Source organism: Marinobacter mobilis (genome assembly GCF_900106945.1).
Lineage (GTDB): Bacteria > Pseudomonadota > Gammaproteobacteria > Pseudomonadales > Oleiphilaceae > Marinobacter > Marinobacter mobilis.
This window is the reverse complement of record NZ_FNNE01000007.1, coordinates 68,358-93,568: the sequence shown is the minus strand read 5'-3', so window position 1 is coordinate 93,568 and position 25,211 is coordinate 68,358. Positions and strand designations below refer to the sequence as shown.

The window sequence follows — 25,211 nt, the reverse complement described above, 5'->3', positions numbered from 1 at the left end:
GGGCCACCGTCTCTCCCGGCTCAGGCCAGACGCCGAGCCGGTTCCGCCTCGGTTTCTGCGTCCGTTCGCACCTGCGTTACCGTGTGCAGTTTTTCCAGCTGTGACTGCAGCATCGCCACCGCCCGCGTTCCTTCCACGGTAAACGTCATTTCCCAGCGACTGCCTCGAAGCTCAGCGGTCATCGCCGTTACCTGAAATCCCCGTACCCGAATGACCTGGCAGAGCCGTTCGATGGCGGCGGGTTCCGGGTTCATTTCACAGTGGATGTGGTGCTGATGGGGCGTGTTCATGCCGCTGTCTCCTTGGCGTTGGTGGATGGGTTTTCACCGTTCGGTTGCCGTATTCCCGGCGTTCGCTGGCTGCTTTCATCGAGCATGTCGCGGTTACTGCCGCCGGGTTTGACGATAGGCCACACGTTGTCTTCGCGGGCGATGGCAACGTGCAGCAACATCGGACCGTCGTACGCGAGGATAGTCTCGATACCGCGACGAATCTGGTCACTGCGCTGGATGCTGATGGCCGGGATATCGAAGGCCCGGGCCATGGCAACGAAATCCGGGTTGTCGTCCAGGTTGATCTGGCTTTCCCGGTTGTCATAGAACAACTCCTGCTGCTGGCGCACCATGCCCAGACACTGGTTATCCATAACGATCAGTTTGACCGGCAGGCGGTAGCGACGGATGGTGGCCAGCTCCTGGGCATTCATCATGAATGAGCCGTCACCGCTGACATTGATCACGGTCTTGCCTGGGCAGGCGAACTGGGCGCCGATGGCGGCCGGCATCCCAAAGCCCATGGTGCCCAGACCGCCGCTGGTGAGATGGTGGCGGGGATGGTTGAAACGGTAGTGCTGGGCTACCCACATCTGGTGCTGGCCAACATCACAGGCGATTACGGTGTCGTCCGAGGTAATACGGGACAGTTGGCGAACAAAGGAAGGCCCACTGATCGGCGCTTCGGGTTCGTCATTATCGGCGGCCTGAAAGCCTTTGGTGGCGCACCAGTTCCTGCACTGCTGTTGCCAGTCGTCAATGGCCAGCGGTGCGGCGTTGATGGCCGTGGCAAACTGAGCCATCAGGCGGCTCAGGTCGCCCCCCATGGCGATGTCGGCTTTGCGCAGCTTATGGAATTCGGCGGCATCAGCGTCGATGTGGATCACCCGGGCATTGGGCGCGAATCCGTCCAGCTTGCCGGTGGCGCGGTCGTCAAGACGGGCACCGATCACCAACAGCAAATCACAGGCCTCCACCGCGAGATTGGCAGCGCGGGAGCCGTGCATTCCCAACATGCCAAGGTAAAACGGATCCTGGCGATCGTGGTTGCCAATACCCTTTAACGTGACCACGCCGGGGATACCGGATTGACCGGCAAAATTGCGGAAACTCTCTTCGGCACCGGCCAGGCTGACCCCTCCACCACTGTAGAGCAGGGGGCGCTGGGCTTTGCTGAGCAGGGCCAGGGCGTCGCTGATGTCTGCGGGAGCAGTTGTGGCCGTTGGTGCCGGGGTAATGGCTGCAGGACTAACGTCCGTCAACAGAATGTCCTTGGGAATGTCGACCCATACCGGGCCTGGGCGCCCGCTCTGGGCGAGGGCGATGGCCTCTTCCATGATGGCGGGCAGCTCCGCGGCATCAGTCACCAGATAGCTGTGCTTGACGATTCCCAGCGCCATGCCGAGAACATCGGTTTCCTGGAAGGCATCAGTGCCGATCAGGGCGGAAGGGACCTGCCCGGTGATAACCAGCATCGGAACGGAATCCCGGTGTGCGTTGGCAACGCCGGTGATCAGGTTGGTGGCGCCGGGGCCTGAAGTGGCGATACAAACCCCAAGGCGGCCGCTGGCCCGGGCAAAGCCATCGGCGGCAAGGGCGCAGCCCTGTTCATGACGGCACAGCACGTGCTCGACGTTCTCCGCATCCACCAGGGCGTCATACAGCGGCATGATGCAGCCGCCCGGGTAGCCGAAAACCGTTTCGATCTGGTGGCGGTTAAACGCCTGAAGTATGTGCTGAGCGCCGTTCATGGTCATGTTTCCTTGATGCTTTGCTGATGTTCTGGCCACAAAAAAAAGCCCCCGGTACCTTGCGGTGCCGGGGGCTTTGGTGTTCGTTCTGGATGTTGTCGCTATCTCATCCGCTCGTCCACGTAAAAGCCCCCGGTTGGTACCACGACCACCAGGACAAGCTTGACTAGGACGATGACGGCGTTGAAGTTCATTCTTTGCTGTTCTTCACACGATTGAGTTCGATAACAAGTGGATAAAATCTAACCTACGCATTTACCTGATTTCAAGCCTTTTTTTCTAAATATCATTTTTTGATTGGAATCAGCGGGACCGTGGATCGCGGTTCAGGCCCCGGGCGGCTTGATATTGCAGCGCAGGGTAAGCTCCGTTGGCGGTGCCGGCTGAGGACGCGTATCGCGGTCGTAACTGCGTTGTTCCAGCGGCAGCCTCAGTTGTCTGGCCAGTTCGGCGAAGCCGGTCTGGAACACCGCCAGAGTCCACTGGCCATATAGCGTGTGACCTCCTTCGTAGCATTGCTGCTGGTATTCTTCCCGGGTTGTGACATAGCCCATGTAGTCGTTGCAGTAGCTCATGAGCAGAACCTGCTCAATGCCCGATCCGGTCAGCTGGGCCACCACGGTGTCCCGTACCCGCTGGCCGGCAACGGTCGTGAATTCACCCGGGCAGCAGACCAGCGCCATCTGGCCAATCGTCACAATCTGCAAGGGCAGCACGGAGGGTACCAGATCGCTTTGGTTGAGGGCGCCGAGGCGGGCCTGGCGTTTCATCTCTGCAACCAGCGGATCGGCAAAATCCGGCAAAGGCAAGCGCGCCAGCGGATAGCCCAGCACCTGCTTGCGGCCTGCCTCCAGCAGTATGTCCTTGGCGCCCTGTGCCAGGTAGAGACGCTGATAGTCCCGGTAGCCGGGATCATTGACGTTAATCAGGCGTTTACGTCGTAACCTTCGCGCCCGCCAGGCTGCGGGCCCCGCCAGTATCCCGGGCATGCCTGGGCCGTCGACCGGCGTGCCGGTAAAGAACGGGACGCCATGGCAGGGCTCGCTGGTGTAGGCCTCGCCGTTTCCATCGGCATACGCCGGGTCCGCCTTGCGACCTGGCAGGTGAAGGTAGCTGAGCAGGGCTTCCAGCCGGTGCGGTGCAATCGCGGTACCCACTGCCTCGAGGGCGCTGAGTGCCAGAGTACTCTGGAACTCGCCATTGCGGCAGGCGTACTGATACTCGGCTTCGCCATGGATGGCCTTGCGTCGGCGTTTCTGACCGGGGCCATGGTAATGAGGCGAAACATCGCCCGCGGTCCCCTGGGCAAAAATCGCCACCGGATTGCGGCTGCCATCCGCTTCCAGCTGCTGTTCCGCATGGCGGGCGGCATAGCCCTTGTTGTCGCCGTCAAAGGCCTTTTGACCGCTGCCAACGCAGGTGGCATGGACTCCAAACAGCGATACCAGCGCCTGGGTCTGGCCTTGGCGCCTGAAAGCCAGGACGGGCATGGAGCGGTCCAGCGCCAGGTGAGTGTGGTGGTTATCCAGCGGCGTTACTTCCGGATTTTGGTTGTAGGCGATCAGGGAACGATTCCAGGCCACCGGGGTGTCATTGTCGAAGCGAACAACGGACAGCGAGACATCGGTGGGCTCCGTGGATGCCCAGGCGTCGAGGATGGTCTGCGAGGCAGTATCGACAATGGCTTCCACGTATTCCGGTACATAGCCCGGGGTGACCAGATTATAGAGACCGTCCTGGCTGCATCCGCCGGGTCCGGAATGGGTGTGGGTGCAGGTGAGGACCAATTGCTCGGCGTTAAAGTCCCTGCCGAGCGATGCGCCGAGGCGCTCACAGATACCCTCCCTGATGGCATGGGTGATATAGCCAAGGTCAAGACAACAGAACATCAGGTGTTGCTGGTGGCTGTCATGGAGAACAATCGCTCGGCACATCAGTGGCAGTCGGGTAGCGTGGGCCCGGTGATGCCACTGGCCATAGCCGTGCATGGCATAACCCTGGGGCTTGAGGGGCAACTGGCGTTTGCTCCAGCCGGCTTGATACATGAGGCATCCTCGTCAGTTATAACGTGATATATAGTCACCTATTGCCATGCTAGCCAAAGTGGTGTCTGGTGTCATGGGGCTGGCGGGGAATGGCCCGGCGAGACAGTAGCGGGGGAATAAGGCGCCGGTAGAGGCGAACATTGTCGGCGCCAGGTGGTGTGGAAACGCACGGTACTGCAGAGTCTGCAGTACCGTCGGGGGTCATCGGTGGAAGCGGGCTGCAATGGCCTCGGCTTCGCTGGCCATACGTTCAAGCTCGGGCAGGGTGCGCAGGTTTTCCCCGGCAGCCCGGCTCATGTTTTCGGAAATCTCCGCCACTTCGGTGACGTTGCGGCTGATGTCCTCGCTGACACTGGTTTGTTCTTCCGCAGCGGTTGCGACCTGGGTGGTGGCATCGTTGACGCTGCTCATCCGCTGGTTGATATCGCTCAGGCTTTCACGAACGGCGGCTACAGCCTCGGTGGTTTCCTGAGTGACAATTTCGCTGGCCTGCATGTATTCGGTGGCATCCCGGGAGCCGGAGGCAATGGCATCGATAATCCGGTCGATTTCTACCGTCGCCTCCTGAGTCTTGGCCGCCAGATTACGGACCTCGTCGGCGACTACCGCAAAGCCGCGACCGGCTTCACCGGCACGGGCCGCTTCGATGGCGGCATTAAGCGCGAGCAGGTTGGTTGACCGTCTCCGAGGACGTCCGAATCTGCTCTGCCAGACGGTTCATGCTGTCCATGGCGTTGTTGATCTGGCCATCAGCGTCTCGGGTCTGGTCAGAGGTTTCCTGCACCTGGCTGGCTACGGACACGGCATGGCTGGCCACATCCTGAGCCGTGGCTGACATTTCGTTCATCGCGGTGGCAATCTGGTCGATGCGCAGGTGGGCCTGTTCTGACTCGGCGGATACCTGGTTGGCGTTGACCGAGATAATGTCGCGGGTTTCCTTCAGCTGATGAGCCGTCGCCGTCATCTGAGTGCTGGTGCCAGCGAGGAACTCATGGAGCCGGCGGGCGGCGTCGGCGAGCTGGCCGAGCTCATCTTCCCGGACCAGAGTCACCGGGTCAGACAGATCGCCGTTACCCAGATTCTGCAACTGGCCAATAATGGTCTGGGTGGGGCGAATAATTGCTCGCATCAGCACCAGCAGGCAGGCGACGGTGCCGGCGATGATAGCGACCAGCAGGATCGAGCCCATCCGGAATGAGGATGCGGCGACCTGTTCGCTGAGTGACTCGCTATGGGCCAGAGCTTCGCTGCGAATGGCCTGCACGGCCTCGTCGATCAACTTGGCCGGCTCCCGGTCAATGCCGGCTACTGCCCGGTCGCCGGCATTAGTGTCCATGCCGGCATCCACGAATGTCTGGTATCCCTGGCGATAGGCGCTGCCCATGGTCTGATGAGCCCGCTGGAATTTGCGTAACAGATCTGCGGCCTGCTCATTGCCGATACGGGGAATCAGGGCGTCCAGGCCAGACTGGATATCCGTTTCACGTTGCTGGAACCGGCTCCAGTATTTGTCGAGCTGCTCGGCATCGGCGCCACGGATCAGCACGTTCTTCCATTCCTGCACCTGGGTCTTGAAGCTAATGAGCAGATCCTGGGTTTCCAGTGCCGCGACCATTTCCACCCCGGTCAGGTGGTCGTAGCGATCTCTGGACTGCATTGAATTGGCGATATAGAACGCTGCGATAACCGCGAATACGAGGTTCACCGCGACGATGATGGTAAGAACTCGGTTGAGAATGCTTCGGTTATACCAGTTCATAGCTCAGTCTTTGTGGGCGTTGGAGGAAGTCCGGGATGGCGGGCTACAGTAACAGTATATGCAGGAACTGGAGATAGGGAGTATGTAGTAATTTTGTTTCAGATTGCGGTGGTGGCGATGATCCGCTGCTTGCGGTAGATGCCGCAGGTGCCGCAATAGCGGCCCTCCGCCAGGCGGTACTTCTGGCAGCAGCCCCTCCGTTGTGGAATCGCACAATCGTTGCTGCCGATACGGAACGGAATCCAGTCAATAAAGCGCTTCGCGTCGCAGTTGAATCGGGTCAGCCAGGCACTGGCGAGGTCGCACAGACGCTCTGGTGGCGCGCTGTCGTGCAGTGCGGTATAGGGCGCACAGAGTCCCAGCCCGGTGCTGCTCCAGTAAGCCCCGGCACTGACGCCCAGTTGCTGACGGAACACCGGATACCAGGCATTAACCCGATCCGCGACCTGCTCAATGTAGGTTGCGACCGAGACCTCGGCGCCGGTTCCCTGATCGCGCCAGCGCCCGTGGTCTCCGAAGGCATCAAATCGCAGCTCTTGCGGGTCTGGCAACCGGGTCGTACCTTTGAGAAACAGTTGCATGGTGAGCGGGCCGAGGACTTCCAGGGCAAGGTTCTGGTGAATCACCGATGCCAGCACTCGTGGCTCGGTTTGCCGGTGGGCGGCGGCCACTTCAAGTTGCCGCGAAAAGTCGCCCGGATTGGCAAGGATGCTGGCCAGGGACAGGGTGGTGCCGACGGGTTCCGGTTGCCTCGGGGGCAGGGTCGCCCACAGGTCAACTGCGGACTTGCCGGTCTGTGCCAGTAAGCCCGGATAGTGGTCCAGGGCAGCGCTGTCAGCGTTGAGCATGCCGGCTCAGCCCCCAGAAAAAATAGAACCCACCGATCACGGCGGCGAGAATGCCGGCGGGTAACTGATTGGGGAACAGAATGACCCGCGACAGGTAGTCCGCCGCAGCCAGCAGTGTTGCGCCTACCAGGGCCGCAAGCAGCAGCTGGCGAACCACGCTTTGCTGGCCGAGCATTCGCGCCATGTGCGGGGCCATCAACCCGACGAAACTGAGTGGGCCGATCACGATGGTGGCGGCCGCGGTCAGCAGTGCGGCCAGCAGAAGAAGCGTGACTCGGGCGACGGGAACCTGCACACCAAGGGCCTGCGCCGACCCTTCGCCCAGTGGCAGGATGGTCAGCAACCGGGAGCACAATAACGCGGCCGCGATCAGAACCGCCGCCATTACCACCAGGGCCCAAGCTTCAGACGCTGTCACCAGCCAGGTTGAGCCTGAGAGCCAGTTCAGCAGCTTCATGGACTCGGTATCGCCACTGGACAGCACCAATCGTATGCCGGCGTCCATGAATACATAGATGGCAACGCCTCCCAGCAGCAGCTGGTGGCCGGAAAAGCGGTGACGGCGGGAGATCAGGAACAGTAAGGTAAGCACGAGCCCGGCGCCGATCGCGCCGGCAACCAGTTGCCCGGACCTCCCCACGCTCATTCCGGACAGGCTCAGGGCGACCATGGCGAGAGCGGCGCCTCCACTGATTCCCAGCAGTTCCGGGCTTGCCATGACATTGCCCGTCAGGCGCTGGATCAACGTGCCGGCAACCCCAAGAATCATACCGGCGGTGACCGAGGCTATCAGCCTGGGGCCCCGCCAATTCCAAAGTTCCGGCCAGGCGGACAGAGACTTCCACTGCCAGCCCTGGAGGCTCGGGGACCAGGACAATGAGAGCACCACAACAGCCGCCAGTAACGTCAGGGTGATGGTTGCGGGAAACCAGAGGGAGCGTCGCTTGAGCGCCAGTGTGGCGGGTTCGGAGCTGTGAGTGGGGCTGTGGTGGTTGTTGTGCATTCCCCGCAGCGCCAGCAGCAGCATGGGGCCGCCAATCAGTGCGGTTGTTGTTCCGGTGGGTATCAGGGAGCCGCCAATCCACTGGGTGGCCAGTTGCGCGAAGGCGTCAGCGAGTAACAGCAGGCCAGCCCCCAGCAGGGTACTCCAGAACAAATGCTGCTGAAGGGTGCGGGCCCCGAGCATTCGTGCCAGCGCCGGTGCCGCCAGGCCGATGAAGGCGACGACGCCCACCCGGCTCACGACACAGGCAGTCATCAGAATCACCAGGGCCAGCGCCAGCAGGCGTAAGGCTATTACCCGGGCACCCAACGCGCGTGCAGAGCCAGCGCCGAGCTGCAGCAGCTGCAGCGGCCGCATCAGAAGAACCATTGCCAACGCGAGGCCAACAACCCGGGGCCAGAGCGTTTGAAACTGCGACCAATCGTTCTGCACCAGGGATCCTGCGCCCCAGATGAACAGGTGGCCGAGGAATTCCCCGTTCAACAACAGCAAGGCGTAGTTGACGGCGCCGAGGACAAAACTTACCACCATACCGGCAAGAATCACGGTAACCGGGGAAAATCCGAGGCGCCAGGTCAGGGCAATCACCAGGCCGGTCCCCAACACGCCACCGCTGACGGCGGTGATGTCTGGGCTGGGCGCCAGCAGGCTCGGGAAGTAAAGGGAGGAGGCTGCGATCGCCAGCTGGGCGCCGGATTCCACCCCCAGCGTCGTCGGCGAGGCCAGCGGGTTGCGCAGAATTTGCTGTAGTACCGCTCCGGCGAGTCCCAGGCCAGCACCAATCAGGATGGCCATGGCCAGTCTGGGGGCCCAGGCGTAATGGATCATGATCTGGTCGAAGTGGTCGGTATCCGGGGTGACGATGGCGGCCAGCAGTGTTGGCAGTGGCAGTTTCCCGACCCACGGCCAGGTGATGGCAAACAGTCCCAACGTCCAGATCAGCGCGGTGTTGGCAGGCAGGCGCAGAGAACGGGTGGTGAGCTCAGCGGACATTGTCACTCCCGCCTGCCAGCAGTGCCTGGGTCAGCAGTTCACTGAAGCGGCGAACGGCGTTGACTCCGCCAAACGTCCAGACCGGGTCAATCTGGAAGACCTCGTTGTTCGCCACGGCTGGCAGATGACGCCAGAACGGGCTTTGCTGCAGTTGCTCCCGAAGCCCGGGCAGCGTTGGGGAAATTACCACCAGACGGGCGTCGGTAAGCGGCGCCAGACTTTCAAGCCCCACCATAGAAAAACCCCAGAAGTTGCCAGGCTGAGGCCAGGCGTTGCTCAGGCCGAGGCCTTCAAGGCCGGCCTGGAGCAGGCCATTGCTGGTGTTGATGCGTACGTGGCGGTCATCCATGAAACTGACCACCGATAACGGCCGGTCCGTCAGACCCGCGGCTTTCAGGCGGGCGCGGTTGGCTGCAATCTCGGCATTGATACGGTTGATGACTTCGTGTGCCCGGGCTTCCCGGCCGAGCATCTCACCCAGGGTCAGCAACATGTTCCGTGCTTGCTCGGCTGGATTGACGTCTTTGTCGTACACACTGATGACGTAGGTCGGCGCCATGGCGCTGATCTGTTCGTAAGCCGGTGCCAGCTGCCCACTGGTCACGATCAGATCCGGTTGCAGTTCGCTGATGGCTTCGAGGCTGGGAGCACTGCGGGCGCCAACGTTGGCAATGCCCTCGGGCAACGGTGGCTCCTGGACCCAGACCGGATAGTAGTCGCGGTCGGCCATACCAACGGGGGTGACCCCCAACAGCAACAGAGCTTCCGTTGCCGCCCAATTGAGGGAGACCACGCGTTCGGGAATGGTATCCAGAGTGAGCGTGCCCCGCTCGTGCTGCCAGCTGCCAGCCCGGGCCCAGGGGCTGACGAACATCAGCGCGGACAGAAGATACAGAAGGTGGGTGCGGATAGCCCGGAGCGGTATCCGGCGTTGGTCAGTGGACATAAGATACCCAGTGCCCGGGCGCTCTTTCCAGTACCCCCATAGCGATGCCATAGATGGACTCCAGCGTGCGGGTGTTCATGGTCTGTTGCGGTGAACCGTCGGCGGCCAGGCTGCCGTTTTTCAGCGCAATCAGGCGATCGCAGAATCGTGCCGCCAGATCAACATCATGAAGCACCATCACCACCGTCAGACCGCGCTTCTTCGCCAGCGAGCGGATCAGGCGCAGGGTGTCGACCTGGTGCACAACGTCGAGGGCGGAGATGGGCTCGTCCAGCAGCAGGCAGCGGGTTTGCTGGGCCAGCAACAAGGCGATCCAGGCACGCTGGCGCTCTCCGCCGGACAAGGTGTCGACGCTACGGTGACTGAACTGGCGCAGCCCGGTGTCCTCAATGGCCTGGTCTATCAATTGCTGGTCTTCGTCACGGTAACGACCCAGTGGACCTTTCCAGGGATAGCGGCCAAGCGCAACCAGCTCCCGCACAGTGAGCCCGTCGGTGGCGGGTGGGTACTGCGGCATGTACCCGACCTCGCGGGCGAAATCCCGCTGGCGGATGCTGTCGAAAGCTTCGCCGCGCAGGGTGAGACCGCCGCCCCGCGGTTTTAACTGGCGTGCGAGCGCCTTAAGCAGGGTCGATTTTCCGGAGCCGTTGTGGCCCAGAAGAGCGGTAACTTCACCGTCGTGGAGGTCGAGGTTGAGCCCCTTGAGGATAACCGTATCTCCGGCTGAAACCTGGAGATTGCGAATCTGGAAGAATGCCGACATGGAGATTCCTGACAGGCTGGCCGTAGGTGTAGGTTCTGATAAGGTTGCCGGAGCGACCTGATGCTCACGGAGATCATGGATCTTAATATTAATACGAACGATTATCAATAATGAAATGGGTTTGAATTGGTGGGAGTTCCGTCAGTGAAGGTAAGGGTTGGGGTATGTTCAGTCGTCGGCGTAGAATGCCTGGCCGTCCAATCCAATTGACGAATGCCCCACCATGTCTGCAAATACTGCCTTCGATAATCCCCTGACCCTGCTTTATGAGGATCGGGCTCTGCTCGTGGTCCATAAACCGGCCGGTTTGCTGGTGCACCGCAGCCCCATTGACCGCCATGAAACCGAGTTTGCCCTGCAGTACGCGCGGGCACTCAATGGTGGCCGTCATGTCTTTCCGGTGCACCGTCTGGACCGGCCGACATCCGGCGTGCTGGTCTTCGCCCGGGACCGGGAGGTTGCCCGTGAACTGGGACTGGAAATGATGGCGGGGTAGGTCAGCAAACGTTACCTGGCGGTGGTGCGTGGCTGGCCAGCGGAATCGGGGAGGGTCGATCACCCATTACGGGACGAGCCTGAAGATCGTCGTCTGCGGGGGCTGGGGCAGCCGGTAAGGGAAGCACTGACGGAGTACCGGACCCTCGCCACTACGCAGCTCGATGTGGCCATTGAGACTTACCCCACCAGCCGGTATGCGCTGGTCGAACTCTTCCCTAAGACTGGGCGGAAACACCAGTTACGACGTCACATGAAGCACATCAGCCACCCTATTATCGGTGACGCGAACCATGGCCGGGGCAGGCACAATCGCTATTTCGCCGAGCGATTTGGTCAGGGGCGCTTGATGCTGGCGGCCACCGCCATACGCTTCCGCCACCCCCAGACCGGCCAGGACATCACCATTGAAGCGCCTCTTGAGGCGAGTTTCCTGCAGGTGTTGGCGATATTTCCTGATTCGGTGTTGCAGGGGCTGGATGTGCGCTGAGGCGCCTACCGGCATCGGGTCACCCGGTGTCGCTGGATTCAGTGCGCTGCCGGTATGGCAATAAACTCCTGAATCAGGGTCTCGAAGGGCACTGGCTTGCTGTAGCGGTAGCCCTGAAGAAACTGACAGCCATGGCGTTCGAGCCATTCCTCATGTGCACGGGATTCCACCCCTTCGGCCACCAGCGACAGTCCCAGGCCTTTGGCCAAACCAATAATCGAGCGGGTAATGGCGCAGTCGTCCTCGTCGTTGGGAATGTCGCGAATGAACGAGCGATCGATCTTCAGCTTGGCAAAGGGCAGGGTCTTCAGGCGGGACAATGAGGAGTAACCGGTACCGAAGTCATCAATCGCTAACTCCGATCCGTTCGCAACAATTCTTTGCAGGGTTTTGCGCAGCGAGCGGGAGTCACCCTGAATCGCGTCCTCAGTCACCTCAAAGTGCAGCGCACTGGGGGGAATGAAAAACGCGGCGCAGGTTCTCGCAATGAAATCTGGAAGTTCCGGATTGAGCACCTGTTCCGATGCCAGGTTAACGGTAATATGCGGCAGCTCGATACCGCGCTGGCGGGCTTGCTGGACGTCGCGACAAACCTGGCGCAGGACACATTCCCCCAGCTCATACATCAGCCCGGCTCCGCGGGCGATCTCAAGAAACTCAATGGGCGGTAGCATGCCCCGTTTCGGGTGCTGCCAGCGAACCAGCGCTTCGGCACTGTCGAGCGACTTGTCGGCAGTGCTGAAGATCGGCTGGTAGTAGACGCTCAGCTGATCCTGATGAATGGCATCCCGCAGCTCCCGCTCAAGGGCGAACAGCGAGCGGGCCGTCGTCTGGATGGAGGTGTTGAAACGGTAACTTTGCCCCTGGCCGTGCTTTTTTGCGTAGTACATGGCGGCTTCTGCACTGCGCAACAGGGTTTCGGCATCATGGCCGTCGTCAGGAAAGCGGCAGATACCGATGCTGGCTGTGACACACAGTTGCTGGCCGTTGATGCTGATGGGCAGGCAGGTCTGTGCCTGGATCTTCCCGATCAGTTCGTCCAGCCGCTGTCTGCCGCCCTGATCGTCGATCAGCAGGGCAAACTCATCACCACCGATTCTGGCAAGCAGGTCTGACTGGGCGATAGGTATGTTGGCCAGCCGGCGGCCGGTCTCGGCGATTACCTGATCGCCAACATCGGGCCCAAGGCCGTCATTAATCACCTTGAGCCGGTCAAGGTCGATCCACAGCAACAGGAATTCTCCGTTGTTCATGCGCGCTGCCTGGCTGATCCGGTAGCCCAGCCGCTCGCGCAGTGAATACAGGTTAGCCAATCCGGTCAGACTGTCGAAGTGGGTCAGGTAATCCAGCTTGCGTTTGGATTCCAGCCAGGCCTCATGGGTATTGATCAGGCTGACGGTATCGGCGATGGCCACCACAAACGACAGTTCCGGTATCGTCCAGACTCTCTTGGATAGCGTCTCCAGACAAAGCACGCCACTGGGGCGGGCGCCGTCGTAAATAGGCGCGTCCAGCATGGAATGGATACCAAGTGGGGTGAGGTAGTTTTCGGTAAAAGAGCTTGTACGCGAGTCGTTGCGGGCATCGGTGGCGTCGATGACCCGGGCAAGGCTTAACGAGTCAAAATAGTTCGGGTGGTCGTTGCGGTACAGAACGAGGGGGGAATGGTTGCTGCTGTCCTGTCCGGACGGATCCCGGTGTTTGTCATGCAGGTATTCGCAGGTCATGCGATCGGCGCCATGACTCAGGATCCATACGCTGACCCGCTCGATTCCGAGAGCCTTGGCACACAGAGTGGTCAGTGCAGCCAACTTCAGTTCCCGAGGCTCGTTGATGAACTCGGGACTATGACTGAGCTTCATCAGTTTTTCGTGGAAGCTGGTAAACAGGTGGCTATCAGTCATGTAGTTAACGAAAGCTCCATAGTATCGGGACCTGCCCATACGCCGTCCCGGGCCGGGCTGACAAACCCGGTCCTTGTTCATAATGGCAACGACATAAAAAACTGTCCACTTACCGGGCTGAGGTATTGTCCCGGTTGCTGAAGCGTTTGATCAGACTGGTACTTTTGTTCCAGAGTGTCGGGTGCAGGGAAGGCTGACGCGTAACCTCTTCTCCTGTATGGCAGGTGCTGTAAGCGCAGCCGGTCGGGAGGGCGATCTGAAATGTCAGAAAGTGTCATATGTTGCTTTTTGTTTCGGCGTTCAGATTTTTGTCTCCCATGGCAGCGTGTTGCCGCAACATGCTTCATACTCCCCTGGTAGCCCAAAAAAAGAACAATTCAGGTTAAGTAAGCGTGAGCTATATTCAGAGACTGCTTTTCATGTTGGTTGCCCTGCTGTCGGCGATCAGTGCCCAGTCCGCTCCACTGTTGTGGCAGGTTCACAGTCAGCGGGTGGATGTCGCCCCCTATGTTGACTACCTCAGAGAGCCGGAGACCGGACTGAGTTACGAGCAGCTCGCGCAGCTGCCGCCTTCGTCATGGACACCGAACCCTGCCGGCAATCTCAGCTTTGGTTACAGCACCGGGGCCTACTGGTTCCGCTTTGTCATCAACCCTCAGGCCAGCAGCACGGCATCGGTGCTACTGGAGCTTGCCTACCCGGTGCTGGATCACGTTGAGGTCTACGTACAGACCTCCGGTGAACTGGTGCAGACACTTCAGTTGGGCGACAAGCAGCCGTTCTATGAACGGCCGATACTGCACCGGAATTTCGTGATTCCCTTAGAGCTGAAGGCCGGGGCACCGGTTACCGTCTATCTGAGAGTGGCCTCCACCAGTTCCATACAGGTGCCGCTGACACTCTGGGATCAGGCGGCTTTCCACATCAGCGACCAGTCTGCGAATCTGTTTGAGGGTATCTATTTTGGCATCATCCTGGTGATGATCCTGTACAACCTGTTTGTGTATCTGGCTATGGGCGAGAGGAGTTTTCTCTACTACGTTGGCTACATCACCGCCATGCCCCTGTTCCTCGGCAGCCTGACAGGCCTGTCGTTCCAGTACCTCTGGCCAGAGGCAACCTGGTGGAACGATCAGTCCATTGTGGTGTTCCTGAATCTGGTGGTGGTGTTCGGGGGCATTTTCAGTATGCGCTTCCTCAGCGTGCTTCCCAGCAATCACCCGAAACTCAGCGCAATGGTGATATTCGGCGTGGCGCTGGCCCTGATTATGGCCATAGCCGGGCTGGTGTTGCCATACCAGCTGATGATCATGCCCACCATCGCCCTGGCGACCGTTGGCTGCCTGGTGCTGCTGGCGCTGAGTGTCTACCGCTGGGTACTGAAAGATCCGGCCGCCCGCTACTATACGGTCGCCTGGGTGTTGATGCTGTTTGGCGGTATTGTGCTGGCGCTGAGTAAATTCACGGTGCTGCCTCGAAACCTGATCACCGAGAACGCCACCCAGATCGGCTCGGCGCTGGGGGTCATCCTCTTGTCGATGGCTCTGGCGAACCGGTTGAACAGGGAAAAGCAACTCTCGTTTCTGGCGCAGCGGCGGCTGTTGACGGAAGAACGCAAAGTACGTGCGGCCCAGGAAAAATCCCTGGAGGTCCAGCGGGAGGCCAATGCCCGGTTGGAAGAACGGGTACTGGAGCGAACCCGGGACCTCGAGAAGCTGAATACCCAGTTGTTGGAACTCAGCGCCACCGATGCGCTGACCGGGTTGAAGAACCGGGCACATTTCGATGCCAGCTTCCAGTCCGCGTGTGTCCGAGCCTATCGCTTTGGCCAGCCGCTGTCGCTATTGCTGGTAGATATCGATCACTTCAAGCAGTTCAACGATTCCTACGGTCATCTGGTGGGAGACGACTGCCTGCAGATGGTCGCCGACATGATCCGCCAGGTGGTGACCCGCCCCCAGGATCTGGCGGCCAGGTTCGGTGGCGAAGAGTTTGTGGTTGTGCTTCCGGACACGCCGGATGGCGGCGCGATGCGGGTGGCGGAGAAAATCCGTCAGGAAATCGAACGGATGGAATTCCGCATCTCCGAGGAAGTGATCAGTCTGACCGTCAGCGTCGGTGTTGCCACGCAGATTCCGGAGCATGCGGACCAGACCAAGGAGCTGTTTGAGCGAGCGGACACGGCGCTGTATCAGGCCAAGGGCCAGGGGCGTAACCGGGTGGTCGGTTATCAGCCCCATGCAGCAACCAGTGAACAGGAGTCCTGAAACGGTCTACCCGGCTAATGTCCGGAACGGCGCGGCTTCCTCCAGGGCGAAGGCAAGCTCCAGCAGGGTTCGGTCCTGACCGGTCGCGGCCATTAGTTGAACCGCAACGGGCAGATGGTCCGTGGTCATCCCCATCGGCAGGGCGATCGCGGGTGCGCCGGTCACATTGGCCAGAGGGGTGAAGCCGACGTAGCGGTTCAGCCGTTCAAAGAGCGTGTCGAATGGCTGATCCGGGCTCAGGTGACCCAGTTCAGGGGTGGTGTGGCTGACCACCGGCATCAACACAGCGTCATAGCTGGCCATGGCGCGCTCGTACTGGCCGATACTCTGGCGCAGTCGCCACAGGGCCGCGGGCAGTCGTTGCAGGTTGGCCAGAAACATCCGGTGCAGCCCCAGCGTCAGCCCGTCGAGTTGCTGGTGGTTAAAGCTGTTGTCCACCACCCAGCGCCCGGTACCGCGGACCAGTGAAGCCAGGAACCCCCAGTACAATGCAAAATCCTCCGGAAAACGGTCCCCAATGGGCACCGGCATGGGCTCCAGACGGTGACCGAGATCTGCCAGCAGGGAAGCGGTATGCTCCACGGTGGCGCGAGTGGCGGCATCACTCGGCTGACCGTTGATGGAATCCACCACCACGCCAATACGCAACCGTTTGGTGCCAGGCCCTATAACCTTGCCAATTGGGGGCAGTTTGCGGTTGCGGAAGTGTTTTTCTGCTTCCGTGTAGAAATTGGCGGTATCGCGGACACTGCGGGTGACCACGCCTTCACCGACGATATTGATCGGTAATGATCGGGCGGCGGGGTTATCTACCAGGCGTCCGCGGCTGGGCTTGAGACCGACCAGCCCGCAACAGGCGGCCGGAATGCGAATGGAACCACCGCCATCGTTGGCGTGGGCAATCGGGACCACCCCGGCAGCCACCAGTGCTGCCGAACCTCCCGACGACGCTCCTGAGGAGTAAGCCAGGTTCCAGGGGTTACGGGTGGGGTCGCTGTGGGCAGGTTCGGTGGTGGCATTGAATCCGAACTCGGGCAGCGTACTCTTGCCCATACACACCATCCCCTGATCGAGATACTGGCGGGTAAAGGGGCTGTGTTTGCGGCAGGGCGAAGGGCTCAGGGCGGCGCTGCCGTGACCGGTCGGGTAGCCGCCAACATCGGTGTTGTCCTTGATGTAGGTGGGCACCCCGGCGAAGGCTCCGTCATTGGTCAGGCTTACCGGTTGTACCGGCGTAGCCAGGGACACCACGGCATTCAGGTGCGGCGCCATCCGTTCGGCGCGTTGCTGGCAGGCCTGCAGTACCTCCTGGCGGCCGACCTTGCGGGCTTTCAGGGCATTGGCCAGTGCGGTGGCGTCGTAATCACCGAGGGCATCATCTGTGAATGCATGGATGGCTTTCGGCGTCTCAATTACGGTCATTGTGCAGTCTCCGTGGATGGCTCATCAGGAGGCCTGTTTTCGGGCTTCGGTGACAATGTCATAGGCATGGGTGATTTCCCGGGTTTTCTCTTCTGCCAGTTCCCGCATGCTCTCCGGCATACCGCGTCCCGCCAGTTTGTCAGGATGGTTTTCACTCATCAGTTTGCGGTAGGCCTTCTTCAGTTCGGCATCACTGACGGATGGCGATACTCCCAGTACCTTGTATGCGTCGTCGAGCTGTTGACCAGAGGATGCGCGTGAGGTGCCGGCATGGCCGCTGCCGTGGGCGCCACGTAACATGGCTTCGAGCTGTTCCACCTGTGCCTCGGGTAACCCAAGGCCCCGGGCTACACGCACCAGCATGGCGTGTTCCTGGGGGTGCACAACCCCGTCAGCAGCGACGGCCGATACCTGCACCTGCAGGAACAGCTGCAGCAGCAGGTGCTGGCCATTACTGATACGGAGAAAGCGTGCCACTTCAGCGTCGAGGTCGAAGTCGGCAGATTTGCCGCGGTTAAAGGCGGCTTTTGCCATGGCCTGTTGTTGCTCAGACAGGCGGAAGCGCGCAAAGAACGTCTCGGCCACCTGGATTTCGTCACGGGTGACTACGCCATCGGCCTTGCACAGAGCGCCCATCACCGAAAACATCGGTTCTATAAACGCAGACTGAAGGTCGGTCAGACGGGCTCGCAGGCGGTTGCGCAAGTATTGGGTGATCAGGACACCGGCAAGGGCGCCAACCAGCAGTCCGGGAAATCGTGCCAGCTGGTAGCCGAGCAGGCCGCCGATGATCATCGGGAAAAACATGGTATGTTCCTTATTGTTTCAGACAGATAGCTGCCTGAGTATACCGGGTCAAGGGTGCCGTTACCGCGACATCTGGTAAAGCGGTTCAAGCAGGGCGTCCTCGTCCACCTTGTCGATCTGTGACGGCGCCAGAAAGGTTTCGGCATACTGCTGGTAGACCCCGGACAGCACGAATAGCCGGAATACGTCACCGTCGATGTGCCGTTCCGCTACCATCCGGACCATGATGCCCAGCGCCTCGGTCAATGTCTTACCGTCCTTGTAGGGGCGGTCGGTCGCGGTCAGGGCCTCGAAAATATCAGCCACCGCCATCACTTTTTCCGGCACGCCCATATCCTTGGCGCGCAGTCCGCAGGGATAGCCCTTGCCATCCATACGTTCATGGTGGGTGCCGGCCAGCCTTGGTACATTGGCCAGTCTGTCGGGCAGGGGCAGGGCGTCGAGCATACAAATGGTCTGCACGATGTGTTCGTTGATCTTGAAGCGCTCTTCCGCGGTCAGCGTCCCCCGCTGGATGGTCAGGTTGTAAACCTCGCCGCGATTGTAGGCGTAGGTGGGCAGGTCCATATCGAAGCCCCATTTGTTTCGGGGGTCGCCACGGGTCACCGGTGGAATCCGGTCGCCCCAGTGCTCCAGGTGCTGGGGTTTGTCGTCCAGCAGTTTCTCCTCCGCCGGCAGTGAGGTGGCAGGGATGTTGTCCAGCAGGTGCAGTTCGTCCCGAGACAAGCCCAGACGGTCGTCGAAGTGACGCTGCCAGGTCTGCTCGCCGATCACCCGGATGTGCGCGATGTGATTCTCCGACATGAACTCGCCGCCAATATTCGCCCTGGCAACCTCGTCGAACTGCTGTTGCAGCTCCTGCTGGCGCTGATCCCTGCGGCTACGGGCTTCGTCGCTGTCGACGCCGTTGATCCGGTCTTTGAGGTAGCGGATTTCGGCGTCTCGGTGCAGCACCTCAAAGCGGGTACGGATCTCGTGAATCCGGTTGTAGATCGTTTCCAGCTTGGTGGACTTGTCCACGACATACTCAGGGCTGGTGATCTTGCCGCAATCGTGCAGCCAGCTGGCGAGGTGGAACTCATAGGCTTCGTCCTCGCTCATGTGGAAATCCTGGAAGGCCGGTTCCTGGCTTGCTGAAGCGGCATCCACCAGCATCTGCGCCAGCTTTGGTACCCGCTCACAGTGACCACTGGTGTATGGAGATTTGGTGTCGATGGCGTTCGCTACCAGGCGAATGATGCCATCCAGAAGCGCCTGCTGGTTTTCGATCAGTTCCCGGGTTTCGATGGCAACGGCGGCTGACCCGGCGATTTCATCCACGAAGACGATCAGATCGTCGTTGAGGTGCGCCTGGTCTCCGGACTCCATTTCAATGACCAGCACACCCACCAGGTCTTTCTGACGATTGCGCAGGATTGCAAAGATCGGGTGACCGGGTACTTCGGAGCGGAGTTGGTGGATGATGTCGTTGTCGTCGGTATTGCGAGCGATGTGTTCAATTCGGTTGGCGATGTCCAGGCCTTCATTGACGGCAATGTTCAGCTGCTCGGCATTGCGGGCGTAGAGATAGATCGCCCCCCGCCGCTCACCTACGATGTGAATGATGTGGGCCAGCACATCTTTCAGCAGCTCATCCAGGTTTTTGCCCCGGTTCAGGGTCAGGGCGATGTTCTGGAAGCTGCGTATGGTTCGGGCCATGTCATCCAGCGCCGCGCCCAGTTTGGAGGCTTCGCGGATGCGGGACTTAACCTTGACGGAGGTGTCAAAGCGGAAGCGTGACAGGGCACCGACCCGGTCGGTGAGGTTTTCCAGCGGCTTTCCGACCTGATTACCGAGGAACCAGCCAAGCATCAGCAGCAGAACCGCAATACCCACCGCAATACGGGTCTGCAGTGCCAGCGATGCCCAGGCATCGGCGAGCAGCTCATCGGCAGGAATGGCAATGACGATCCGAAGGTTGTCAGTGCTCAGGGCATTGAGCCCAACCGATAAGCCGTAATAAGTTTGGCCCAGGCTTTCAAACGAGATGACGTCGGCTTTGTCCGAGAGATGCCCGATGAGCGACAGGGTTGGGTCGCGGAGCAGGGTCAGGTTCGACAGCGCCTTTGGATCCGTCACGTTGCTGATGAGGTCATCCGGATTGCTATAGGCGATCAGCTCATTGTTGTCATTGACCACTGCCAGTTGGGTGCCGGGGGTGAGCCGAAGCTCCGCAAGCTTGTGACTCAGGTCGGTTACGGTGACGTCGATACCGTTCACGATGGTGCCGTTCATCGAACGCCGGGCCAGGGTCAGTCCGACCTCCGGTGTCGAGAAAAACACATAGGGCGGGGTCAGGATGGTTTCTCCGGACTCCATGGCCAGCCGAAACCAGTTGCGACTGCGGGGATCATAATCGTAATCCCGCAATGGCCGGCGCTGCAGGCGCTGCAATGTGTCATCGTAGAAATGAAGCTCCACGGCCATGATGCCTGGTGGCAACCAGGTGATGGTTCGCAGCAGGTAACGTGAGCCTGCCGGGATATCCGGAAAAAAATGACTGTCTGAATCGCGAAGCCGGCGCAGCAGGAAAAATTCGCCGTTGGCAAAGCCGGAGTAGATGGAGGTGACCAAGGGGTTTTCCTCCAGGATGCTGGCGTACACCGGCAGTCGCTCCAACCGGTCGTCCAGATCAGTGGAGTACTGCATCGGATCATCGGCGAGTATCCGCAGGGCGATCGCCTGAGGCCTGGTGATCGCTTCAAGGCGGTCGTTGATCGCGGTGGCCAGCTGCTGCGCTGTATCGCGGGCTGCGCTCAGTTTCGCCACTTCAAGCCCGCGGAAACTCTGGGTAATGAGTACCATGGCCAGCACAAGCATACCCAGGGTTATGGTGGTGGCGATGAGCAGGGCCAGTGAAATCTGTGCGCTTTGCCGACGTTGGTCGTTCAAATCGTTTTCCTTGCCGGGTGGATTCATCAATGGCGGCTTTGCAGGGGCCGTTGGCGACAGCGTCTGGCTGATTCAGCGCCACTCACTTTAAAATAGCTGGTATTGCTCACTTTTTGTGACCACAGCGATTTTTTTCTGCCGGACAGGATTGATGACCGCGGATTTATTCGGAAGTGATGATGTTCAGCCCGTTTGCCTTGCGCCCGGGGCTATGGTGCTGCCGCGTTTTGCGCTGGCGGAGGCCTCTGCGTTGCTCGCTGCAATCGATCGAATCGCGTCCCGGGCGCCGTTCCGGCACATGGAAACCCCGGGAGGCTTCGCCATGTCAGCGGCCATGACCAACTGTGGGCCGTTAGGTTGGGTAAGCGATCGCAGCGGATATCGTTATCAGCCCGACGACCCGCTAACCGGGGAACCCTGGCCGGTGCTGCCGTCTCAGTGGTCAGAGTTCGCGCAACGAGCCGCCGCGCAGGCGGGGTTTTCCGGTTTTGCAGCTGACGCCTGTCTGGTGAACCGTTACCAGCCCGGAGCCCGCATGTCTCTTCATCAGGACCGCAACGAACAGGACTTCAGCCAGCCCATTGTCTCCGTGTCACTGGGCCTGACGGTGACGTTCCAGTTCGGCGGACTGCGCCGAGCTGATACGCCAGAGAAGGTGATCCTGAGCCATGGCGACGTGGTGGTCTGGGGCGGGCCGTCCCGCCTTCGCTACCACGGGGTGTTACCGCTCAAGCCCGGTTACCATCCGCAAGCGGGCGGTTGCCGGTACAACCTGACCTTTCGCCGGGCAGGTTGACCGGCGAAAGGTCAGTGACCGTACACCACCAGTGAGGTGTTGTTGAGTTGCAGATCGTTGAGGGTGACCCGGCCAATGGAGGGTCCGCTGCCGAGGGTGATGATTGGCATGTCGATGTCGGTTTCAAAACGGACAATGTCAATGCCCAGCACATTGCTGTAAGCGGCCGTATCCACGGTGTGAATATCGACGGCGAGCTTGGCTCCAATGTCATTGATACCGACGTAACCCCAGTTACCGAGGGATTCAAAATAGCTCATCCCTGCCACTTTCATATCCTGGATGCCGATGCCCAGGAAATCGATCTCGGTATCCAGATCGTCAATGCCAAAGGTGCTCTCAATCAGCAGGTGCCCGGTGTCATTGTCCACTTTCATCCGCAGGTCCAAAGCCAGACCCGTCATGTCGAGATAGTTCAAGAGCCGGGTACCGTCCCCGCCGATCGACTTCTGCAACACCCATTCGTCGGTGCTGATGGCGAAGTCCACCGCATTACCGACAGTTGGCTGGGCGAACACCACCAGGTCACCATCGGCCATCACATCGATGTTGAGCTTGAGGTTGTCGAGCTGAGTGCCGGACTGGGTGCCGGGGCCCCAGCTGTTGGAATCGAAGTAGGAGCTCTTGTTGGCACCACCCACGCGGATGTTGCGAATGGCGAGGCTACCTTCATCCTGATAGCGTAGCTCACCGATGGAGAGGTCTGCGCTGAGTTCGATGGTAATACCGCTCTGGCCAGTGACACTGCTCAGTGATTCGTCAGACAGCGACTGGAACTGCGCTTGGGCTGCCAGCGGCAGACACAGTGCTGATGTGACCACCAGCGGGTAAATCCTTGTTTTCAGGCCTGTCATTACATGTCCCTTTTGTTTTATCCGTTATTGAATGGAGCTTTGGCTCTTCTTGTTATGACGCTTTAGTTTGCTTTTTGTTTTTAGGGCTGGAACAAAATCGGGTTGTACGATTTTGCATCGTATTAACTTCCTGTAAGCCAAAAGATGATCAGCGTCACGGTTCTTGTGCCCATTGCAGCTGCATGTCGCCTGTTCGTGAACTGATCGTTATTTTGTCAGGAATACAATAATGAGGTGAGACAACAAGAGGCTGATCGGTGCAGTTCCCGACGGTGTGTCAGGCCAGTAGCCAGAACACCGCAAGGCCGGCGAGGGAGGACAGGACCATCGGTACCGCAACCCGCCATCCCAGGCCTCTGGTGCCGATTGTCGCCGCGAAGATGCTTTTCATCATGTTGTTCACCGTGGCGGCGATGACAATACCCAGAACGGCGGTTTCCATGTCAATGGAGCCGTTCGACATCCGGGTCAGGGACAGGGTGATGGCATCAACATCGGCAATGCCTGAGGTGGCCGCGAGGGCGTAGATGCCAAGGTCGCCGAGCCAGGTCTTCAGCAGCTCACCAAAGAACAGGATGGCCGTCAGCAGTACACCAAAGACCAGCGCGGCATTGAGTTCAAGAGGGTTCTGGTTCAGTTGGGGCTGTTCCACCGCCAGGCTGTCCCGGTTCATGTACCAGATGGCCAGGGCAGGGAGATAGAGTACCAGGGTCATGGTCACCACCGGCCACATCAATTCGGGCAGTAACGCGCGGTTGATCAGGGCGCAGAACACCAGGATGCGCGGGAACATAGTGCCGCACGCGATCAGGATGCCGGATGCCAGCTGGGGGCTGAGGCCCGGGGCCTCCCGAGACAGCCGGGAAAAGTGCAGGGTCAGGGCGGTTGAGGACGACAGCCCGGCGAACAGGCTGGTGAACATAATGCCCTTCTCGGTGCCGGCGACCCGCATGGCGGAATAGCCGACAAACGACACCATGGCGATCAGCACCACCATCCACCAGATCTCATAGGGGTTGAGAACGCCTCCCGGCCCCATATTGGTGTTTGGCAGCAGCGGCAGCATGACCACCGAAATCAGCAACAACTTCAGGCCGGCATCCAGCTCCCGAGCCTGCAGTTTCTGCACCCAGCCATGGATCTCGTTCTTGTTGTCCAGAATGATCGCGGTTACCACGGCCGCCGCCGCAGCCGGTACCGGATCGACGGCCACCGCTACGGCACCGAAGCAGAAAGTAAGGATCAGCCCCAGGATGCCTGTGATGCTTAAGTCGTGGGAATCCTTCAGATGCTGGTGGTAGGACACCAGCGTAACCGCGACCAGGCTGAGAAGAATGACGGGAAAAGCCCAGATCGTCAGGGTTTCCTCCAGCAGCGCCGCGATCCCGCCCAGCAACCCCGCCAGAGCGTAAGTGCGAATACCGGCGATCCGCTCACCAGACTTGCGTTCCCGTGCCGACCAGCCCCGCTGCAACCCGATCAGGGCACCCAGCAGCAACGCCACGGCAAGCTTCAGGGTTGTGCTGTGTTGGACAACGAACTGGTTGGCGACTTCATCCATGGGTATTCCTGTCAGTATCCGGGACGGATCGTGGCTCTAGTGACAGAGCTGCTTTTTTCTAGCATAGGCAAAGACTTGCGGGCATGGCAATGAGGTATTCACGCGTCACTCCCCGCTGCCACCCCCGACGCCCACGCCCATTGGAAGTTGTGCCCGCCGAGATGGCCGGTGACGTCCACCACTTCACCGATGAAATACAGGTTGGAGCGGTCGTTGACGGCCATGGTTTTGGACGACAGTTGGTGGGTGTCGACGCCGCCAAGGGTGACTTCGGCGGTGCGGTAGCCCTCGGTGCCGGAGGGCTTGATGTGCCAGCGGTTGAGGGCGTCTGCGACCTGCTCGATATCAGTGTTTTTGTAGCCCTGCAGGGGCCCCTGCCAGTGGTTCAGGTCGTTGAGGGCCTGGGCAAAGCGTTTGGGCAGGTGCTGGTTGAGGTATTTGGCGACAGTGCTTTGTGGAGCATCCTTGCGCAGTGTTTGCAAGTTTTCGCTGGCGGATTCGCCAGGCAAGAGGTCGATCGAAAGCTCGTCACCTGGCTGCCAGAAGCTGGAAATCTGCAGCATGGCCGGGCCGCTGAGCCCCCGGTGGGTGACCAGCATCGGCTCACGGAAGCTCATGCCGTTACAGCTCACTTCCACCGGGCAGCTGACGCCGGACAGGGGGGCCAGTTGCTCTTTGAGGGCGGGCTGCAAGGTGAAGGGTACCAGGCCCGCGCGCGTGGGCAGGACCTTCAGCCCGAACTGGCGGGCGATGTCGTAGCCAAAGCCCGTGGCGCCCATGGTGGGAATGGACAGACCGCCACAGGCGACCACGAGGGATTCGCAGGCAAACGTCCCGACACTGGTGGTTAAACGGTAACCGTTGTTGGCCTCGCTGATCCCGCGGATCTCGGTTTCCATGCGGATTTCGGCACCGGACCAGTCGCATTCGGTGAGCAGAATCTGAAGGATGTCCTTGCTGCTGTCGGCACAGAACAGCTGGCCCGCCGCTTTTTCCACATGCTCCACACCATGACGTTCCACCAGCTCCAGAAAGTGGTGCGGGGTATAGCGTTTCAGGGCGGAAATGCAGAAGTGGGGGTTGTCCGACAGGAAATTGGCCGGGGTGCTGTTGAGGTTGGTGAAGTTGCAGCGGCCACCACCGGACATCAGGATTTTCTTGCCGGGCTTGTTGGCATGATCCAGCACCAGCACCTTGCGGCCCCGGTAGCCCGCGGTGGCAGCGCACATCAGCCCGGCGGCACCGGCACCGATAATGATTACGTCGTAGTGGTTACTGGAGATTGCCGTCATGCCTGCCCGCCG

General features: G+C 60.1%; 18 protein-coding genes and 1 pseudogene. 3 read left to right on the top strand and 16 right to left on the bottom strand.

Features of this window, described 5'->3' with window-relative positions:
- Positions 1-20: 20 nt before the first annotated feature.
- The 9 genes from BLV11_RS11970 to BLV11_RS11935 form a co-directional block, all read right to left on the bottom strand.
- Entirely contained in the window at positions 21-290 is a 270-nt protein-coding gene (locus tag BLV11_RS11970; protein WP_217634568.1) for an ACT domain-containing protein, read from the bottom strand.
- Positions 287-2,023 (bottom strand): acetolactate synthase 2 catalytic subunit, encoded by a 1,737-nt coding sequence (gene ilvG / locus BLV11_RS11965; protein WP_091814348.1) that lies wholly within the window; start codon positions 2,021-2,023, stop codon positions 287-289. Before ilvG ends, BLV11_RS11970 begins: the two co-directional genes overlap by 4 nt.
- Before the next feature lie 326 nt (positions 2,024-2,349).
- Positions 2,350-4,068, bottom strand: a complete 1,719-nt coding sequence (locus BLV11_RS11960) for a neutral/alkaline non-lysosomal ceramidase N-terminal domain-containing protein (RefSeq protein ID WP_091814345.1) — start codon at positions 4,066-4,068, stop codon at positions 2,350-2,352.
- A gap of 201 nt (positions 4,069-4,269) precedes the next feature.
- Positions 4,270-4,716: a methyl-accepting chemotaxis protein gene (locus tag BLV11_RS18530; protein WP_245726025.1), complete on the bottom strand. Its 447-nt coding sequence runs from the start codon at positions 4,714-4,716 to the stop codon at positions 4,270-4,272.
- Positions 4,717-4,723: 7 nt separating this feature from the next.
- On the bottom strand, positions 4,724-5,827 hold the full coding sequence (locus BLV11_RS18675) for a methyl-accepting chemotaxis protein (RefSeq protein ID WP_245726015.1): 1,104 nt from the start codon (positions 5,825-5,827) through the stop codon (positions 4,724-4,726).
- A 98-nt stretch (positions 5,828-5,925) separates the two neighbouring features.
- Entirely contained in the window at positions 5,926-6,675 is a 750-nt protein-coding gene (locus tag BLV11_RS11950; protein ID WP_091814341.1) for a (2Fe-2S)-binding protein, read from the bottom strand.
- On the bottom strand, positions 6,662-8,671 hold the full coding sequence (gene fhuB, locus BLV11_RS11945; protein ID WP_091814338.1) for a Fe(3+)-hydroxamate ABC transporter permease FhuB: 2,010 nt from the start codon (positions 8,669-8,671) through the stop codon (positions 6,662-6,664). The genes BLV11_RS11950 and fhuB overlap by 14 nt, the downstream gene beginning before the upstream one ends.
- Complete coding sequence (locus BLV11_RS11940; protein ID WP_245726014.1) at positions 8,661-9,617, bottom strand: iron-siderophore ABC transporter substrate-binding protein; 957 nt, start codon at positions 9,615-9,617, stop codon at positions 8,661-8,663. The genes fhuB and BLV11_RS11940 overlap by 11 nt, the downstream gene beginning before the upstream one ends.
- Positions 9,607-10,380 (bottom strand): ABC transporter ATP-binding protein, encoded by a 774-nt coding sequence (locus tag BLV11_RS11935; protein ID WP_091814335.1) that lies wholly within the window; start codon positions 10,378-10,380, stop codon positions 9,607-9,609. The genes BLV11_RS11940 and BLV11_RS11935 overlap by 11 nt, the downstream gene beginning before the upstream one ends.
- Before the next feature lie 223 nt (positions 10,381-10,603).
- Here BLV11_RS11935 and BLV11_RS11930 point away from each other — a divergent pair.
- Positions 10,604-11,365 (top strand): annotated as a pseudogene (locus BLV11_RS11930) (pseudouridine synthase).
- A 38-nt stretch (positions 11,366-11,403) separates the two neighbouring features.
- Here the strand turns inward: BLV11_RS11930 and BLV11_RS11925 are convergent.
- The gene (locus BLV11_RS11925; protein ID WP_091814332.1) at positions 11,404-13,269 is read right to left on the bottom strand and encodes a sensor domain-containing phosphodiesterase; all 1,866 of its coding nucleotides are present in this window, start codon (positions 13,267-13,269) and stop codon (positions 11,404-11,406) included.
- Positions 13,270-13,688: 419 nt separating this feature from the next.
- Between BLV11_RS11925 and BLV11_RS11920 the strand changes: the two genes are divergently transcribed.
- Positions 13,689-15,536, top strand: coding sequence for a sensor domain-containing diguanylate cyclase (locus BLV11_RS11920; protein WP_091814864.1), 1,848 nt, complete (start codon positions 13,689-13,691; stop codon positions 15,534-15,536).
- 6 nt (positions 15,537-15,542) lie between these two features.
- On the opposite strand, the gene BLV11_RS11915 is transcribed toward BLV11_RS11920, so the two are convergent.
- From BLV11_RS11915 to BLV11_RS11905, 3 genes are read right to left on the bottom strand one after another with little or no spacing between them, the layout of a single operon-like run.
- The gene (locus BLV11_RS11915; protein ID WP_091814329.1) at positions 15,543-16,958 is read right to left on the bottom strand and encodes an amidase; all 1,416 of its coding nucleotides are present in this window, start codon (positions 16,956-16,958) and stop codon (positions 15,543-15,545) included.
- Between the two features lie 24 nt (positions 16,959-16,982).
- Positions 16,983-17,765: a co-chaperone DjlA gene (djlA, locus tag BLV11_RS11910; RefSeq protein WP_091814325.1), complete on the bottom strand. Its 783-nt coding sequence runs from the start codon at positions 17,763-17,765 to the stop codon at positions 16,983-16,985.
- 60 nt (positions 17,766-17,825) lie between these two features.
- A complete protein-coding gene (locus BLV11_RS11905; RefSeq protein ID WP_245726013.1) occupies positions 17,826-20,696 on the bottom strand; it encodes an HD domain-containing phosphohydrolase in 2,871 nt (956 codons plus the stop codon).
- Positions 20,697-20,847: 151 nt separating this feature from the next.
- Here BLV11_RS11905 and alkB point away from each other — a divergent pair, with 151 nt between their 5' ends.
- Entirely contained in the window at positions 20,848-21,492 is a 645-nt protein-coding gene (gene alkB / locus BLV11_RS11900; protein ID WP_091814322.1) for a DNA oxidative demethylase AlkB, read from the top strand.
- 11 nt (positions 21,493-21,503) lie between these two features.
- On the opposite strand, the gene BLV11_RS11895 is transcribed toward alkB, so the two are convergent.
- From BLV11_RS11895 to BLV11_RS11885, 3 genes are all read right to left on the bottom strand, one after another.
- The gene (locus BLV11_RS11895) at positions 21,504-22,346 is read right to left on the bottom strand and encodes a DUF6160 family protein (protein WP_091814319.1); all 843 of its coding nucleotides are present in this window, start codon (positions 22,344-22,346) and stop codon (positions 21,504-21,506) included.
- Positions 22,347-22,623: 277 nt separating this feature from the next.
- Positions 22,624-23,907 (bottom strand): MgtC/SapB family protein, encoded by a 1,284-nt coding sequence (locus tag BLV11_RS11890; RefSeq protein WP_091814316.1) that lies wholly within the window; start codon positions 23,905-23,907, stop codon positions 22,624-22,626.
- A gap of 98 nt (positions 23,908-24,005) precedes the next feature.
- Positions 24,006-25,199 carry a BaiN/RdsA family NAD(P)/FAD-dependent oxidoreductase gene (locus BLV11_RS11885; protein WP_091814313.1) on the bottom strand — a complete coding sequence of 398 codons (1,194 nt, stop codon included), beginning with the start codon at positions 25,197-25,199 and terminating at the stop codon, positions 24,006-24,008.
- Positions 25,200-25,211: the final 12 nt, after the last annotated feature.

Bases quoted from the DNA above. Each gene is read 5' to 3' on its own strand.
- BLV11_RS18675 (WP_245726015.1), bottom strand. From the start codon at position 5,827: ATGAACTGGTATAACCGAAGCATTCTCAACCGAGTTCTTACCATCATC.
- djlA (WP_091814325.1), bottom strand. From the start codon at position 17,765: ATGTTTTTCCCGATGATCATCGGCGGCCTGCTCGGCTACCAGCTGGCA.
- BLV11_RS11925 (WP_091814332.1), bottom strand. From the start codon at position 13,269: ATGACTGATAGCCACCTGTTTACCAGCTTCCACGAAAAACTGATGAAG.
- BLV11_RS11970 (WP_217634568.1), bottom strand. From the start codon at position 290: ATGAACACGCCCCATCAGCACCACATCCACTGTGAAATGAACCCGGAA.
- fhuB (WP_091814338.1), bottom strand. From the start codon at position 8,671: ATGTCCGCTGAGCTCACCACCCGTTCTCTGCGCCTGCCTGCCAACACC.
- BLV11_RS11895 (WP_091814319.1), bottom strand. From the start codon at position 22,346: ATGACAGGCCTGAAAACAAGGATTTACCCGCTGGTGGTCACATCAGCA.
- alkB (WP_091814322.1), top strand. From the start codon at position 20,848: ATGACCGCGGATTTATTCGGAAGTGATGATGTTCAGCCCGTTTGCCTT.
- BLV11_RS11890 (WP_091814316.1), bottom strand. From the start codon at position 23,907: ATGGATGAAGTCGCCAACCAGTTCGTTGTCCAACACAGCACAACCCTG.
- BLV11_RS11885 (WP_091814313.1), bottom strand. From the start codon at position 25,199: ATGACGGCAATCTCCAGTAACCACTACGACGTAATCATTATCGGTGCC.
- BLV11_RS11960 (WP_091814345.1), bottom strand. From the start codon at position 4,068: ATGTATCAAGCCGGCTGGAGCAAACGCCAGTTGCCCCTCAAGCCCCAG.
- BLV11_RS11940 (WP_245726014.1), bottom strand. From the start codon at position 9,617: ATGTCCACTGACCAACGCCGGATACCGCTCCGGGCTATCCGCACCCAC.
- ilvG (WP_091814348.1), bottom strand. From the start codon at position 2,023: ATGAACGGCGCTCAGCACATACTTCAGGCGTTTAACCGCCACCAGATC.
- BLV11_RS11920 (WP_091814864.1), top strand. From the start codon at position 13,689: ATGTTGGTTGCCCTGCTGTCGGCGATCAGTGCCCAGTCCGCTCCACTG.
- BLV11_RS11950 (WP_091814341.1), bottom strand. From the start codon at position 6,675: ATGCTCAACGCTGACAGCGCTGCCCTGGACCACTATCCGGGCTTACTG.
- BLV11_RS11935 (WP_091814335.1), bottom strand. From the start codon at position 10,380: ATGTCGGCATTCTTCCAGATTCGCAATCTCCAGGTTTCAGCCGGAGAT.
- BLV11_RS11915 (WP_091814329.1), bottom strand. From the start codon at position 16,958: ATGACCGTAATTGAGACGCCGAAAGCCATCCATGCATTCACAGATGAT.